We start from the raw sequence: 15,129 nt of genomic DNA on the forward strand, positions 1-15,129 counted from the left end.
CATGGGACTCGCAGGCATCTTCGTAGGCCTCGGCCTGCTCATCTGGCTCTCCTACCGTGGGTGGAGCGTGCTCGTCCTGGCGCCGGCAGCGGCCCTGATTGCGGCGCTGTTCGCGAGGGAGCCGTTGCTCGCGCACTGGACGCAGACCTTCATGAGCTCCGCCGCCGGTTTCCTGGCGCAGTTCTTCCCGCTCTTCCTGCTCGGCGCGGTGTTCGGCAAGCTGATGGACGACAGCGGATCGGTGCAGACTATCGCGCGCTTCATGACCGAGAAGCTGGGCCCCAAGCGCGCGATGCTGGCCGTGGTGCTGGCCGGTGCGCTGGTGACCTATGGCGGCGTGAGCCTCTTCGTCGCCTTCTTCGTGCTGGCACCGATGGCGCATGCGCTGTTCCGCGCGGCGGACATTCCGGCGCGGCTGATGCCGGCGGCCATCGCGCTGGGCACGTCCACCTTCACGATGTCGGCGCTGCCGGGCACGCCGGCCATCCAGAACGCGATCCCGATGCCCTTTTTCGGCACCACGGCGTTTGCCGCGCCGGGCCTGGGCGTGATGGCCGCGGCCATCATGCTGGGCTTCGGCATGTGGTGGCTGCGGCGCGCGGAAGGGTCGGCGCGCCGGTCCGGTGAGACCTACGTGCCCGTTTCGGTCGACAAGCACGTCGGTGCCGCGGAGGACCCGGTGGTGCGCGAACGCGCCACCACCTCCGGCAGCTTCGACCCGGCCGAAGTCACGCATGGCGAGCATGGCAGCGGGCAGCCGGGCATCGTCGTCGCACTGCTGCCGCTCGTGGTGGTGGTGCTCGTCAATCTGCTGATGGCGCTCGTGGTGCTGCCGAGCCTGGATACGAGTTATCTCGAAGAGCCACGCTTCGGCGGCATCACCCTTGCCAACGTGGGCGGCGTCTGGGCCGTGCTGGTCGCACTCGCGGCTGCCATCGTCCTGCTCGTGGTCATGAACTGGAAGCGCCTGCCTTCGCTGCGCGCGACGGTCGACGCGGGCGCGAACGCCTCGGTGCTGCCGGTGGTGTGCGTGGCCAGCTTGGTGGGCTTCGGTGCTGTGGTTGCCGCCATGCCGGCTTTCGAGATGGTGCGCGACTGGGTCCTGGGCATCGGCGGCGGGCCGCTGGTGTCGCTCGCGCTGTCGACCAACATCCTGGCCGCGCTGACCGGCTCGGCTTCCGGCGGACTGACGATCGCGCTCGATGCGCTCGGCGCCACCTACATGCAGCTTGCCGCCACTACCGGCATCGATCCGGCGCTCATGCACCGCGTCGCGGTGATCGGCGCGGGCACGCTCGACAGCCTGCCGCACAACGGCGCCGTCGTCACGCTGCTCGCCGTATGCGGTACGGGGCACCGCGAAAGCTACTTCGACATCGTGATGGTGGGGATCGTCGGCGCCCTGCTCGCGCTCATCGCCGTGATCGCCGTCGGGACGGCCTTCGGCTCGTTCTGAAACCGTGCGCCGGAGGGCTCAGGCCCGCCGGCGTCGCGCGTGGGCGACCCACTCCTCGGACAGCGCGGCAATACAACTCGCATAGCTTGCCTCGGCCTGCTCCTGCGCTTCGACCAGGCGGGCCAGTTCGGCGATTTCCTCGGCGCTCGGCGGCGGGTTGTCGCTGCCGCACATCCAGTCGCCCAGCGCTTCGATGAGTTCCACGCGCGCGGCGTCCACGGCAAGGCGACTGATCACGACTGCGCGATGCAGTCGGGCCAGTTCGCCTTTTCTGGTTCTGTGCACGGTCGCTCCCACGAATTGCCTTGTGTGTTGTCAGACTACTTATGTATTACTTTATGTGGGCGTAGGTCTATATCCCATCGGCCGTAGTCTTTTCGCCCGGTTGCGAGGCGGACGGCATCGCGCCTTGCGCGACGGACGCGGCGGCAGGATGATGAGCCCCGCCCGGGGCGTCGCATGACGTCCGTCCGTCCCGGACCGGTTCTTTTTTCGTGAGAGGAGCGGCGGCATGAACAAGCTCACATCCCTCCTGCTGTGGCCCGCAGTGGCCATCGTGGGCGCCCTGTCGTTCGGCGCGCTGGCGCTGGGGCGCGGCGAAAGCGTCAACGCGGTGTGGCTGGTCACCGCGGCGCTGTGCGTCTACTTCATCGCGTACCGGTTCTACAGCAAGTTCATCGCCGAAAAGGTCCTCCGGCTCGACGACACGCGCGAGACGCCGGCCATCCGCCACAACGACGGCATGGACTATGTGCCGACGAACAAATGGGTGCTCTACGGCCACCATTTCGCGGCCATCGCGGGCGCGGGCCCGCTGGTGGGGCCGGTGCTGGCCGCGCAGATGGGCTACCTGCCCGGCACGCTGTGGATCCTCTCCGGCGTGGTCCTGGCTGGCGCGGTGCAGGACTTCATCGTGCTCTTCGCCTCGGTGCGCCGTGACGGCAAGTCGCTGGGCGAGATGATCAAGATGGAACTGGGGCCCATCCCCGGCACGCTCGCCCTGATCGGCGTGCTGGCGATCATGATCATCATCCTGGCGGTGCTCGCGCTGATCGTGGTCAAGGCGCTCACCGGAAGCCCGTGGGGCCTGTTCACCATCTTCGCGACCATCCCGATCGCGCTGCTGATGGGCGTCTACATGCGGATCATCCGGCCGGGGCGCGTCGGCGAGGCCTCCGCCTTCGGCGTGGTGCTGCTGCTGTTCTCGATCTTCCTCGGGCGCGCCGTGGCCGAAAGCCCGACCTGGGCGCCGATCTTCACGCTCACGGGTCAGCAACTCGCCTGGGCGCTGATCATCTATGGAGCCATCGCGGCCAGCCTGCCGGTATGGCTGATGCTCGCGCCGCGCGACTATCTCAGCACCTTCCTGAAGATCGGCACCATCGTGGCGCTGGCGCTGGGCATCTACTACGTCGCGCCAATGCTCGCGATGCCGGCGACGACGCGCTTCATCGACGGCACCGGGCCGGTGTTCTCCGGCAAGCTCTTTCCCTTCCTCTTCATCACCATCGCCTGCGGATCGGTCTCGGGCTTCCATGCGCTGATCTCGTCCGGCACCACGCCCAAGATGGTCGAGAAGGAATCGCACATGCGCTTCATCGGCTTCGGCGGGATGCTGGCCGAGTCCTTCGTCGCGGTGATGGCGCTCACGGCGGCGAGCGTGCTCGATCCGGGCATCTACTTCGCGATGAATGCGCCCGCCGCGGTGATCGGCACGACCGCCGCCAACGCGGCGCAGGTGATCTCCGGCTGGGGCTTCGTCATCACGCCGGAGCTGATCACGCAGACGGCCAAGGACATCGGCGAGACCAGCATCCTCTCGCGCGCCGGCGGCGCACCGACCTTGGCGGTGGGCATGGCGCAGATCCTCGGCCAGGCCTTCGGCGGCAAGTCGATGGAGGCCTTCTGGTACCACTTCGCGATCCTGTTCGAGGCGCTGTTCATCCTGACCGCCGTCGACGCCGGCACACGGGTCGGCCGCTTCATGATCCAGGACATGCTGGGCCACGTGTACAAGCCGCTCGGCAACACCGAGTTCCTGCCCGCCAACCTCGTCGCGACGGCACTCTGCGTGGCAATGTGGGGTTACTTCCTCTATCAGGGGGTGGTCGATCCGCTCGGCGGGATCAACACGCTGTGGCAGCTCTTCGGCGTCGGCAACCAGATGCTGGCCGGCATCGCCCTGCTGCTGTGCACGAGCGTGCTGGTGAAGATGAAGCGCCAGCGCTACGTGTGGGTCACGCTGGTGCCGACGGCCTGGTTGCTGGTCACGACGTTGACCGCGGGGGTGCAGAAGATCTTCCATCCCGACCCGGCGATCGGCTTCCTGGCGCTGGCGCACAAGTTCGGCGACGCGGCCGCGCAAGGCAAGCTGATCGCGCCCGCCAAGTCGATCGAGGAGATGCAGCGCGTGGCATTCAATAATTACCTCGACGCGGTCGTCTGCGGTTTCTTCGTGCTGCTGGTGGTGGCGATGTGCGTCTTCGCGGCCAAGATCTGCATGCAGGCGCTAAAGCAGTCCAAGCCGACCGCGCAGGAGATCCCGCCGATGACGGGCCCGCAGGGAGCGCTTTCATGACCGAAGAACGCGAAGCGGGTGCGCAGCGCTGGCTGGGCAAGAACATCCGCAGCCTCTGCACGGTGTGCCGGCAGGTCTTCGGCATGCCCGACTACGAGCGCTACCTGGCGCATGCCGAGGCGCTGCATCCGGGCGCGCCGGTGCTGTCGCGCAACGAGTACTGCGCGCGAGTGATCGAGCGCCGCTACGGCAAGGGCGGCGCGCGCTGCTGCTGATCAGGCGCCGTCGAGCGCGGCCCGGGCTCGGGCCAGGCGCGCCTCGAGGTCCTTGACCAGCGCCCTCGCCTCGTCGCCTTCCGGTATGGGCCTGCTGCTGTCGCGCCAGGCGACGGCGCTCTTGAAGCCTTCCACCTCGGCATGACGGCGAAACCACATCCCTTCGGGGTTATGGCGCGTGATGCCGTCGAACACCGTCGCGAACATCTGCGACTGCTCCAGCCCCATCGAGTGCCACACCTGGTTGACGACCAGCTTGTGCATCATGAGGTGCGAACACGGAACTCCCGCGATGCGCTGCGCGAGTTGCAGAGTGGCTTCGTCCAGCCGGTCGGCAGGCGCCGAGAAATTGGCCAGGCCCCATTCGGCCGCCTGCGTTCCGCTGATGGTGTCTCCGGTGAACATGAGCTGCTTGGCACGCATCGCGCCGAGCCGGTAGGTCCACATCGCGGTCGTCGGGCAACCCCAGACGCGCGTGGGCATGTAGCCGATCTTCGCGTCGTCGGCCATCACCAGCAGGTCGCAGCACAAGGCGATGTCGCTGCCGCCCGCCACGGCATAGCCATGCACCTTGGCGATGGTGGGCTTGGTGCAGCGCCACAGGGACATGAAGTCATCGGTGTTGGCCTTCATGGCGGCGTAGTCGAGCATCGGATCCCACGGCGTCTTCTCCTGCCGGCACGGATGATCGGCCGTGCCGTCGAGGTCCCTGCCCTCCGCGTACTCACCGAGGTCGTAGCCGGCACAAAAGGCCCGGCCCGCCCCCTCGACCACGATGACGTGCACCTCGTCATCCGCCTGCGCCCATTCGACCGCATGGCGGATGTCCGAAGGCGTCGTGTGGCCGATGGCGTTGAGTTTGGCGGGGCGGTTGAGCAGCAGGCGGGCAATGCGCGGATGCTGCGGGTCCTTGTCGATCAGGACGGTGTCGAACGCGGGCATGAAGTCTCCTTTGTTGGGGGGTCGCCAACGGCGATTTCACTTCAGACGGGCGTTTGGCGCAAAGCGATGTACGACACCGCGCACAAGGATGCGATTTCGTAGGAACGCGCGTCGCGCCGAACGAGCCGCCATGTCACCGCGCCGCGTCCCGGCTCCTACAACGGGGCGAAGTGCGGCGGCTTAACGTACCCGCACACAGGCACAAGGAGAAAACACCATGCCGCTCGCCATGCCCCAACCCGATTTCGAACCGTCGCTTCGGCGCCATCTCAGTGCGTTCGCTTTCCAGACCGAGCCAACCCAGGTCGAACCGGATCGCTTCGGCGGCCCCGGTGACGAAGACGAGGACGCCGACCCCGTCGGCAAGCACCCCAGGCAAGGGAACCAGCTGTTCATGGTCTACGGCGACCGCCGTTGACATTGCAGGGCTGTTCGTGGCGGATGTCACGGACGACCGAAGGCACAGGGCATAGCAGGTCATAGGCACCTGCTCTGCCGATAGGCAGAGACGACGAGGCCGGCACGACGAAAGCGGGCCACCTCGCCAGCACCAATGGTTGATGCGCCGCAACGCGGCCTCGGGTCTGATGTCATCACGCTGCAGCAATGCTGCGGCCCACTTGAAAGATCTTCATCCACCTACTGACTGGGCGACACCATGTACTGCGGCGAACGCTTCAACGGATACACCCATCTGCTCGGCCTGTTGATGGCCACGGCGGGCTCCGCGGCACTTCTCGCGAAGACGATGCCGGACGGCGATCCGGCCAAGACCGCCAGCGCGCTGGTGTTCGCGATCTCGATGATGACGCTCTATGCGGCGTCCACGCTCTTCCACAGCACGCGAGGCCGGATGAAGCTCTTCTGGCAGCGCATGGACCATTGCGCCATCTACCTGCTAATCGCGGGCAGCTACACCCCCTTCGCGCTGGTCACGCTCCAGGGCACATGGGGCTGGGCGCTGCTGGCGGCCATCTGGAGCGCCGCGATCTTCGGCATCGGGCGCGAACTGCGGCCGGGCGAGCCACCGAAGACCTCCCTGATGCTCTACCTGGGCATGGGGTGGCTCGGCGTTCTCGTCGGCGCGCCGCTCGTGGCGCGGCTAGATGGCGAAGGGCTGACGTGGCTGATGATCGGCGCCGCACTGTATTCGGCCGGCACGATCTTCTATCGCAATCCCCGCGGCTGGCGCCATGCGCACGGCACCTGGCACCTGTTCGTGCTGGGCGGTACGCTCTGCCACTACATCACCGTGACGCAGTTCGTTCTCTAGGGCGTGGCGCGTACCGGGCACCCCGGTAACATGCTCCGCCCGAGAGAACGTCCAGTGAAACCGCAGAACTTCAACTTCCACCACCCGCTCGCCTTCTGGATCGGCTGCCTGGCCATCATCGGCGGCGTGCTTGCCCATGTGCCCATGTTCATGATGGGCAAGTACACCGGCTACCAGATGGTCGGCATGGAGATGGACGCCACCATGCTGACCGGCATGGCGATGATCCCCCTCGGCGTGCTGCTCGCGGCCTACGGTCTGATGCCGCGCATCGGCCTGATGCACAAGAGCCTGCACCATGACAGCCACATGCAATTCCACGTGGCCGATGGGGTGCCGCTGAATCGGGAGCATTGGAAGCTCGTCATCGTGCTGGTGATCGCGCTTGCTGTCGACGTGCTGAAGCCGGCCACGCTGGGCTTCGTGATGCCGGGCATGACGCGCGAGTACGAGATCAACAAGGAAACGGCCGGCGTGCTCGCGCTGGTTGCACTCACCGGCACCACGGTCGGTTCCGTCGTCTGGGGAAGGCTTGCGGATGTGTTCGGAAGGCGATCGGCCATCCTGCTGTCCGCACTGATGTTCATCGGCACCGCGATCTGCGGCGCCATGCCGTCATTCGGATGGAACCTCGTGATGTGCTTCCTGATGGGCGCATCGGCCGGTGGATTGCTGCCCATCACCTTCACGCTGATGGCCGAGACGGTGCCCGCCGCGCACCGCGGCTGGCTGCTGGTGGCACTGGGCGGCATCGGCACCTCGGCCGGCTACCTGCTGGCTGCGGGCTCGGCCGCGCTGCTGGTGCCGGAGTTCAGCTGGCGCGCGTTGTGGCTGCTAGGCCTGCCGACCGGATTGCTGATCGTGTTCCTGGGGCGCTACATCCCCGAATCGCCCCGCTTCCTGTCGAACGCCGGGCTCGACAACGAAGCGCGCGCCGTGCTCGCCAGGTTCGCCGGCCCTGAGGCGGCCGCCTCGCGTGCCGACGAGCCGCCGGCGGTCGTCGCCGAACCCGAAGTGCCCGCCGGCGGCATGGGGCAACTGCTTCGCGGCGGCCATGCGCGGATCACCTGGGGCCTGATCGTCTGCGGCGTGGCCTGGGGTCTCGTGAACTTCGGATTCCTGCTGTGGCTGCCGACCAACCTCGGCAGCATGGGCATGGACGCCACCGCCGCCAGCGCACTGCTGGCACGCTCGGCGCTGCTGGCACTGCCCGGCATCGCCCTCGTGATCTGGCTCTACCACCGCTGGAGCAGCATCAAGGCGCTGGTGCTTTTCATCGTCCTGACGGCGGCCACCTTGCTGGTGTTCTTCGGGCTCGGGGTCGCCCAGGTGCGATCAGGCACGGCGATGGTGCTGACCACCGCGTTGCTGCTGGTGAGTTCGAGCGGCGTCATCGCGATGCTGATCCCCTACGCGGCGGAGATCTACCCGGTGCACCTGCGCGGCACCGGCTCGGGCGTGATCGCAGCCAGTTCGAAGTTCGGCGGCATCCTTGGCGCAGCCTTCGGCGTGCTGGGCGTGTTCGGGCACTTCACCCTGTCGGCCCTGCTCATCGCCCTGCCGATGGCCGCCGCGGCCGTGTTGCTGGTCCGTAGCGGCATCGAGACGCGCGGACGCGGGCTGGAGGACATCCAGGACGCATTTGCCCCGGCGTCCGGCGAGGCGCACGGCGGCTAGCGCTGGCGCACCGGCGCCAGTGCGCCCAGGTAGGCGCGCACGCGCTCGTCGCCCATCAGCGCGGCGAAGTCCGGCAACTGCGTCACCACGCCCTTCTGCACGAAGATGAAGCGCTCGCAGCTCTCGCGCAGGATGTCGATGTGCCAGGGCTCGTTCGGATGCAGGCAGAGGAACACCACGCGCCCTGCCCCACGGAGCTTCCGGAAGAAGTCCAGCATGAAGCCGATGTAGCCATCCTGCGTGTTGAACTGCGGCTCGTCGAACAAGTGCACCAGCGGCGAATCGCTCACTGCGTGTTCGAGCATGAAGTTCGGCCGCGTGCGCTGGAACGAACGCACCTGGTAGGACTGGTGGTAGTGGATCGCCAACCGGTCACGCTCGCGCGTGCGCACGCGATGGATGTCCTGCCCGTTGACCCGCACGTGGCCGGCGTCGGGCAGGTTGCTGCCCGTCATGAGCTCGAACAGCGTCGTCTTGCCGGAGCCGTTGGGGCCGAGCACGCCCACCACGGTCGGCTCGGCCACCTCGAAATCGGCTGCGAGCGAGAAAGTGACCTGGGGACGGATCAGGCCGCGGCGGTATTGCTTGCCGACCTGCACGACCTGGAGAAGCGGGGCGCCCATCGTCATCAGACCCCCAGCAGTTGACGGCGCAGCGTCGCGTCGTGCCGCAGCGCGCCGGCCGGGCCTTCGTGGACGATGCTGCCGAGGTTCATCACGTAGACGCGGTCCGCCACTTCGAGCGCGCTCTGCACGTTCTGCTCGACCACCAGCACCGCGACGCCTTCGGCCTTCAGCCGCGTGATGGTCTTCATCACGTCCTGCACCACCTTCGGCGCCAGCCCCTGGCTGGGTTCGTCGAACAGCACGAGGCCGGGCGATCCGAGCAGGGCGCGCGAGATGGCGACCATCTGCATCTCGCCGCCCGAGAGGTTCTCGCACTCGCGGTGCATCAGGTATTCGAGCGCGCTGAAGATCTCGAAGCACTCCTTCTCCGTCCATGCGCGGAAGCGGGACCTCTTGCGCGCGATCGCGAGGTTGCGCGCGACAGTGAGCGTCGGGAAGATGCGCCGGTCGTCAGGCACCCAGCCGATGCCGCAGCGGGCGATCTCGTGGGTGGACGCGTGCGAGATGTCGCGGCCGTCGAAGCGGATCCTGCCGACACCGGGCGGCGTCAGTCCGAGGATCGAGCGCAAGGTCGTGGTCTTGCCAGCGCCGTTCGGGCCGAGCAATGCAACCACCTCGCCCGGGCCCACATGCAGGGAGACGTCGAACAGGGCCTGCGTCTCGCCGTAGAAGGTGTCGATGTGGTCAATGGACAGCAGCGACGCCTGCCCTGCCCCTGCCCCGGAACCTGGCCGTTCGATGGCGACAGCGTTCATGCCAACGCCCCCAGGTTGGACCGGGCGACCCACTCGTTCTGCCGCAGCGCATCCGGCGTGCCCTGCGCAATGACCTGGCCCCAGTGGATCACCGAGATCCGGTCGGCCAGTCCGAAGAGGAATTTCATGTCGTGCTCGATGATCATGATCGTCAGCCGCTTCCTCAGGCGGGCCACCAGTTCCGCCAACCGCGCCGTGCCTTCCGCACCGAGGCCCGCGGTCGGCTCGTCGAGGAAGAGCATGCGCGGCTCGGCTGCGAGCGCGACGCCGATCTCCAGCGCCCGGCGTTCGCCGTAGGACAGGCTTCGGGCCTGCACGCGCTCCTTGCCCGCCAATCCCACGCTGTCGAGCACGCTCGCGGCAAGATCCTGTGCCGCACTGTCCGCGCCGAGGTCCCGCCACGGATTGAAGCCCTGCCGGCGCACGCGAGGCGTGGCGATCAGCACGTTGTCGAGCGCGGAGTAGTCGTCGAACAGGTTCATGATCTGGAAGGAACGCGAGATGCCCCTGCGCGCAATCTCGCGTGGCGGAAGCCCGGTGATGTCTTCGCCCGCGAAACGGACGGTGCCGCGATCGGGCCTGTAGCGCCCGGTGAGCACGTTGAAGCAGGTGGTCTTGCCTGCGCCGTTCGGCCCCATGATGCCGACGAGTTCGCCCTCGGCGCAATCCAGCGTGATGTCTTCGAGCACCACCTGGTCGCCGAAGCGCTTGGAGAGGCCCCTGGCTTCAAACAGCTTCATCTGCACCTCGCTGGACGAACGCAGCCACCGGCGCCGCCGCCGTCACTGCCAGCGCCTTCCGGCCGACCGACGGCCGTTGTCGCCACGCCTGCCAGATGCCGGCGATGCCGTCGGGCTTGAAGATCACCATCGCCATGAAGATGAGGCCATACCAGAGTAGCCAGGTCTCGGTGTAGGCGCCGAGCAGGTCGCGCGCGAGAACGAAGAAGGCGGCCCCGATCACCGGCCCCCAGAAGCTCACGAGGCCGCCGCCGACCAGCACCATCATCACGACGAAACCCGAGTTGTGCAGGCTCATGACATTGGGATAGGCCGACTGCTGGGCCATGGCGAACAAGGCACCCGCGAGGCCCGCCACACCGGCCGACAAGATGAAGGCCAGCCACTTGTAGCGCCAGACGTCGTAGCCCACGAATGCGGCGCGGGTCTCGTTCTGCTTGATGGCGCTCAACACGCGCCCGAGCGGCGAATGGACCAGCCGCCACAAGGCCACGAGCACCACCGCGAAGACGGCGAGACAAAAGTAGAACAGCGCGTTGTTGCTCGCGAGGCTGAAGGACACGAAACCCAGGTCCACCGGCAGCCGACGGATGTTGAGCAGGCCGTCCTCGCCGCCCGTCACCGAATGCCACTTGTTGGCGATGAACCAGAACACCTGGCCGAAGGCGATGGTGAGCAGCGCGTAGTAGATGCCGCGCCGGTGCGAGATGAAGAGGCCCACCAGCGCGCCCAGGCAGGCGGCGATGAGGACCGCGCCGGCCAGGTCGAACCACAGGTTCGGCCAGACCTTGAGTTGCAGCAGCCCGAAGCCGTAGGCGCCGATGCCGAAGTAGGCCCCATGCCCGAAGGACGGCAACCCCGTGAAACCGAGCAGGAGGTTGAAGCCCAGCGCGAACATCATCCAGATCATGATTTCGAGCGCCAGGTACTGATAGAGGCCCACCTGCGCGATCCACAGCGGCGTGGACAGCAGGAACACCAGCAGCAGGACCATGGGCGCAGGAACCAGCGCGGCGCGACCAGCAGCGAGTTGCATGAACGACGTGTCTCCAGGTTCTTGAAATTGATGTTGGACAAAACAGAATGTACGTTCTAATATTGAAACGTTCAAGAATATTCATTCTATTTTTTCGACATGGACCCGATCGCCACCTACGAGCAGCTCAAGAACCGGATCGCGCAGGCCTACCCCGGCATGTCGAAGCAGCTCCAGCGCATCGCCCGCCATGCGCTGGAACGGCCGGACGACCTTGCGCTCGGCACGGTGGCCGCCATCGCCGAGGCCGCGGAGGTCCAGCCTTCCGCGATGATCCGCTTCGCGAACGCGGTGGGCTATGGCGGTTTCTCCGAGATGCAGCAGGTGTTTCGCGGCCATCTGGTAGAGCGCTCGTCGAGCTACCGCGAGCGCATCGTCGAGATGCGGCGCAGGCAGACCAACGGCGCGCGCGCACCCGGCAACGTGCTGCACCAACTGGCGATGGACTCGGTCGGCGAGCTGGGGCAGCTGGAGGAAATGATCCACGAGGCCGACCTCGCGAAGGCGGTCAAGCTCATTGCCAATGCGCCACATATCCATGTGCTCGCGCAACGGCGCGCCTTCCCGGTCGCCGGCTACCTCGCCTATGCATTGAGCCAGCTCGAACTGCGCACGCACCTGCTCGACGGTGCCGGCGGCATGCTGCGCGAGAGCCTGCGCGCCGTGGCGCCGAACGATGTGCTGCTGGTGGCGAGCTTTCGCAACTACTCGCCAGAGGTGCTCGATGCGGCGCAGGCGGCGAGCGAGCGCGGCACGCCGGTGATCGCGATCACCGATGGTCCGCTGTCGCCGCTCAAGGCGTCGGCCAGGGTGTGCTTCGAACTGGCCGACGACTCGTCGAAGCCCTTCCGCTCGCTGGTGGCGCCGCTGTGCCTCGCGCAGGCACTGGTCGTCAGCACCGGGCATCTCCTGGCCGGGCAGGCCAGCCAACCGCGGGTCCGCAAGACGCCCGCAGCGAAGAAGGCGTCATGACAAGACCTTTCGATGTCATCTGCATGGGTCGGGCCGCCGTCGACCTCTACGGCGAGCAGATCGGCGGCCGGCTGGAGGACATGCTGAGCTTCACCAAGTACCTCGGCGGCTCGCCGGCCAACACCGCCGTCGGCGTGGCGCGGCTGGGGCTCAAGCCGGCGATGCTCACGCGCGTCGGCGACGAGCACAACGGTCGCTTCGTGCGCGAAACGCTGGCCGCCGAAGGCGTGGACGTGAGTCACGTCAAAACCGATCCGAAACGCCTCACGGCATTGGTCTTCCTCGGCATCCAGGACCGCGAGACCTTTCCGCTCGTCTTCTACCGGGACCACTGCGCCGACATGGCGATCGACGAGACGGACATCGCGCCCGGCCACATCGCCTCCGCGACCGCCCTGCTGCTGTCCGGCACGCACCTGTCCCAGCCGCAGACCTACCGGGCATGCCTCGCCGCGATCAGACACGCGAAGGCCGGCGGTACGCGCATCGTGCTGGACATCGACTACCGCCCCGTCCTCTGGGGCCTGACCAGCCCGGGCATGGGCGAGCAGCGCTTCGTGCCGTCCGACCAGGTCAGCGCGCATTACCAGACGGTGATTCCGTCGTGCGACCTGGTGGTGGGCACCGAGGAGGAAATCCATATCGCCGGCGGCAGCTCGGACACGCTGGCCGCCCTGCGCCGGCTGCGCTCGCTCACTGAAGGCACGATCGTGATGAAGCGCGGGCCGATGGGCTGCGTGGTGTTCGACGGCGCAGTGCCCGATCGGCTGGAGGACGGCCTGCATGGGCCCGGCTTTCCGGTCGACGTCTACAACGTGCTGGGTGCGGGCGATGCCTTCATGGCCGGCTTCCTGCGCGGCTGGCTCAAGGACGAGGCGCTGGAGCGCTGTTGCGCCTACGCCAATGCCTGCGGCGCACTGGTCGTGTCGCGGCATGGCTGTGCGCCGGCCATGGCGAGTTGGGAAGAGCTGCGGCATTTTCTCGCGCACGGTTCGCACACGCGCCGGCTTCGCGAGGATGCAAGCCTGGAGCATCTCCATCGCGTGACCACGCGCACCCGGCAATGGGATGAACTCGGCATCCTTGCTTTCGATCATCGCGTGCAGCTCGACGAACTCGCGGCGCAACACGGCGCGGAGCCGCAGCGTGTGGAGCGCTTCAAGCGGCTGGTGGCCGAAGGCGCGCGCCGGGTCGCACTGGCCGAGCCGGCCTCGGGGCCTGCGGCTGGAATGATCCTCGACAGTCGCTTCGGCGCGGAGATCCTGCCGACGCTCACCGGCAAAGGCTGGTGGGTGGCGCGACCGGTCGAACTGCCGGGCTCCCGCCCGCTCGCCTTCGAATCCGACAAGCCACTGGCGCTCGAGATGCGCGGCTGGCCGGGCGAGCATGTCGCGAAGTGCCTGGTCAGCTATCACCCCGACGACGCGCAGGCGCTGCGCGATGCGCAGCTGGCACGGCTCTCCGAACTGCAGTGCGCCAGCGTCGCGACCTTCCACGAGTTCCTGATCGAAGTCATCCCGCCGCGCGACATGCCCAGCGACGAAGCCACGCTGGCCCGCGCGCTGGCGCAGATCTACGAAGCCGGCATCCGGCCCGACTGGTGGAAGCTGCCGCCATCCGACTCGGCGCAGGCCTGGGAACAGATCGACGCCGTGATCCGCCGCCACGATCCGCACTGCCGCGGCGTGCTCCTGCTCGGCCTGGAGGCCAGCGAAGACGAACTGCGCAACGGCTTCGAGGCTGCGGCGCCGCATCCCATCTGCCGCGGTTTCGCCGTGGGCCGGACGATCTTCGCGGATGCCGCCGCAGGCTGGTTCGCCGGCCGGCTCTACGATGCGCAGGTCGTCGACGACGTCGCCCGCCGCTACGCACGACTCATGCAGATCTGGCGCGAGGCGCGCGCCGGCATCACCACTTCAGTTGCTTGAACTTCACGGGAACACCTCATGACCACACCCAGGATCGGCTTCATCGGCATCGGCATGATGGGCCACGGCATGGCGAAGAACCTTCTGGCGAAGGGCTTCCCCCTCGTTTTCAAGGCGCACCGCAACCGCGCGAACCTCGCAGACCTGCTGGCGGCGGGCGCCACCGAGGCCGGCACGCCCGCCGCGACGGCACAGGCGACGGACATCGTCTTCATCTGCGTCACCGGCTCGCCGCAGGTGGAAGAGATCATCTACGGCCCGGACGGCCTGCTGGGTGCCACGCGAAAGGGCCTGCTGGTGGTCGACACCTCGACGGCCGAACCCTCCTCCACCACGCGGATCCGCGCCGACCTCGCGGCCAAGGGCGTGAAGTTCATCGATGCGCCGCTGGCCCGCACCCCCAAGGAGGCCGAAGAAGGCCGGCTCAACACCATGGTCGGCGCGGATCCCGATGACTTCCACCTCATCGAGCCGGTGCTCAAGGCCTTCTGCGAGAACATCTTCCACGTCGGCCCGCCCGGCCATGGGCACGTGCTCAAGCTGGTCAACAACATGATGGCGATGAGCTTCGCCACCTGCATCGCCGAGGCCTTCGCGGTCGCCGCCAAGTCGGGACTCGATCTCAAGCGCCTCTACGACGTGGTGTCGGTCGGCGGCGTGAACTGCGGCATCTTCCAGATGATGACGAGCAAGACGCTCACCGAAGGCACGGTGGACGGCTTCAAGTTCGGCATCGCCAATGCGCAGAAGGACCTGCGCTACTACACGCACCTGGCCGAGACGCTGCCGGTGTCGAGCTTCATGGGCGAGGCCGCGCACCAGAGCCTGATCCAGGCGGTCAACCTCGGCTTTGGCGACAAGCTCATCGCATCGCTTTTCGAGGCCCAGGAAAAGGCCAACGACGTGAAGATCATTCCGCGCTAGTCCCAAC

15 protein-coding genes are annotated in these 15,129 nt (G+C 67.1%); 9 read left to right on the top strand and 6 right to left on the bottom strand.

The window, feature by feature from the left end; translation table 11 throughout:
• The first annotated feature begins 1 nt into the window (after nucleotide 1).
• Nucleotides 2-1,456 carry a GntP family permease gene (locus tag ACSFBL_RS21625; RefSeq protein WP_435517876.1) on the top strand — a complete coding sequence of 485 codons (1,455 nt, stop codon included), beginning with the start codon at nucleotides 2-4 and terminating at the stop codon, nucleotides 1,454-1,456.
• An 18-nt stretch (nucleotides 1,457-1,474) separates the two neighbouring features.
• Here the strand turns inward: ACSFBL_RS21625 and ACSFBL_RS21630 are convergent, their stop codons facing one another.
• The gene (locus ACSFBL_RS21630) at nucleotides 1,475-1,741 is read right to left on the bottom strand and encodes a hypothetical protein (protein WP_435517877.1); all 267 of its coding nucleotides are present in this window, start codon (nucleotides 1,739-1,741) and stop codon (nucleotides 1,475-1,477) included.
• A 226-nt stretch (nucleotides 1,742-1,967) separates the two neighbouring features.
• Here ACSFBL_RS21630 and ACSFBL_RS21635 point away from each other — a divergent pair, with 226 nt between their 5' ends.
• On the top strand, nucleotides 1,968-4,034 hold the full coding sequence (locus tag ACSFBL_RS21635) for a carbon starvation CstA family protein (RefSeq protein WP_435517878.1): 2,067 nt from the start codon (nucleotides 1,968-1,970) through the stop codon (nucleotides 4,032-4,034).
• A complete protein-coding gene (locus tag ACSFBL_RS21640) occupies nucleotides 4,031-4,249 on the top strand; it encodes a YbdD/YjiX family protein (protein WP_435517879.1) in 219 nt (72 codons plus the stop codon). Before ACSFBL_RS21635 ends, ACSFBL_RS21640 begins: the two co-directional genes overlap by 4 nt.
• On the opposite strand, the gene ACSFBL_RS21645 is transcribed toward ACSFBL_RS21640, so the two are convergent.
• Entirely contained in the window at nucleotides 4,250-5,191 is a 942-nt protein-coding gene (locus tag ACSFBL_RS21645; protein WP_435517880.1) for a crotonase/enoyl-CoA hydratase family protein, read from the bottom strand. It lies immediately after the preceding gene.
• A gap of 217 nt (nucleotides 5,192-5,408) precedes the next feature.
• Between ACSFBL_RS21645 and ACSFBL_RS21650 the strand changes: the two genes are divergently transcribed.
• From ACSFBL_RS21650 to ACSFBL_RS21660, 3 genes are all read left to right on the top strand, one after another.
• Nucleotides 5,409-5,609 (top strand): hypothetical protein, encoded by a 201-nt coding sequence (locus tag ACSFBL_RS21650; RefSeq protein ID WP_435517881.1) that lies wholly within the window; start codon nucleotides 5,409-5,411, stop codon nucleotides 5,607-5,609.
• Nucleotides 5,610-5,849: 240 nt separating this feature from the next.
• Entirely contained in the window at nucleotides 5,850-6,464 is a 615-nt protein-coding gene (gene trhA, locus ACSFBL_RS21655; RefSeq protein ID WP_435517882.1) for a PAQR family membrane homeostasis protein TrhA, read from the top strand.
• 54 nt (nucleotides 6,465-6,518) lie between these two features.
• Nucleotides 6,519-8,141 carry an MFS transporter gene (locus tag ACSFBL_RS21660; RefSeq protein WP_435517883.1) on the top strand — a complete coding sequence of 541 codons (1,623 nt, stop codon included), beginning with the start codon at nucleotides 6,519-6,521 and terminating at the stop codon, nucleotides 8,139-8,141.
• On the opposite strand, the gene ACSFBL_RS21665 is transcribed toward ACSFBL_RS21660, so the two are convergent.
• From ACSFBL_RS21665 to ACSFBL_RS21680, 4 genes are read right to left on the bottom strand one after another with little or no spacing between them, the layout of a single operon-like run.
• The gene (locus ACSFBL_RS21665) at nucleotides 8,138-8,770 is read right to left on the bottom strand and encodes an ATP-binding cassette domain-containing protein (RefSeq protein ID WP_435517884.1); all 633 of its coding nucleotides are present in this window, start codon (nucleotides 8,768-8,770) and stop codon (nucleotides 8,138-8,140) included. The two genes, ACSFBL_RS21660 and ACSFBL_RS21665, sit on opposite strands and share 4 nt — an antisense overlap.
• Nucleotides 8,770-9,522, bottom strand: a complete 753-nt coding sequence (locus ACSFBL_RS21670) for an ABC transporter ATP-binding protein (protein WP_435517885.1) — start codon at nucleotides 9,520-9,522, stop codon at nucleotides 8,770-8,772. The genes ACSFBL_RS21665 and ACSFBL_RS21670 overlap by 1 nt, the downstream gene beginning before the upstream one ends.
• Nucleotides 9,519-10,262: an ABC transporter ATP-binding protein gene (locus ACSFBL_RS21675; protein WP_435517886.1), complete on the bottom strand. Its 744-nt coding sequence runs from the start codon at nucleotides 10,260-10,262 to the stop codon at nucleotides 9,519-9,521. Before ACSFBL_RS21675 ends, ACSFBL_RS21670 begins: the two co-directional genes overlap by 4 nt.
• Nucleotides 10,249-11,298, bottom strand: coding sequence for a branched-chain amino acid ABC transporter permease (locus ACSFBL_RS21680; RefSeq protein WP_435517887.1), 1,050 nt, complete (start codon nucleotides 11,296-11,298; stop codon nucleotides 10,249-10,251). The genes ACSFBL_RS21675 and ACSFBL_RS21680 overlap by 14 nt, the downstream gene beginning before the upstream one ends.
• A 99-nt stretch (nucleotides 11,299-11,397) precedes the next feature.
• On the opposite strand from ACSFBL_RS21680, the gene ACSFBL_RS21685 reads away from it, so the two are divergent.
• Genes ACSFBL_RS21685 through ACSFBL_RS21695 form a run of 3 tightly spaced genes read left to right on the top strand, consistent with a single transcriptional unit; the run spans nucleotide 11,398 to nucleotide 15,122 of the window.
• Nucleotides 11,398-12,270, top strand: coding sequence for a MurR/RpiR family transcriptional regulator (locus ACSFBL_RS21685; RefSeq protein ID WP_435517888.1), 873 nt, complete (start codon nucleotides 11,398-11,400; stop codon nucleotides 12,268-12,270).
• Nucleotides 12,267-14,198, top strand: a complete 1,932-nt coding sequence (locus tag ACSFBL_RS21690; protein ID WP_435517889.1) for a bifunctional 5-dehydro-2-deoxygluconokinase/5-dehydro-2-deoxyphosphogluconate aldolase — start codon at nucleotides 12,267-12,269, stop codon at nucleotides 14,196-14,198. The genes ACSFBL_RS21685 and ACSFBL_RS21690 overlap by 4 nt, the downstream gene beginning before the upstream one ends.
• 18 nt (nucleotides 14,199-14,216) lie before the next feature.
• On the top strand, nucleotides 14,217-15,122 hold the full coding sequence (locus tag ACSFBL_RS21695; RefSeq protein ID WP_435517890.1) for an NAD(P)-dependent oxidoreductase: 906 nt from the start codon (nucleotides 14,217-14,219) through the stop codon (nucleotides 15,120-15,122).
• Nucleotides 15,123-15,129: the final 7 nt, after the last annotated feature.

The sequence above is a fragment of the Variovorax glacialis genome, assembly GCF_051216375.1.
Lineage (GTDB): Bacteria > Pseudomonadota > Gammaproteobacteria > Burkholderiales > Burkholderiaceae_C > Variovorax.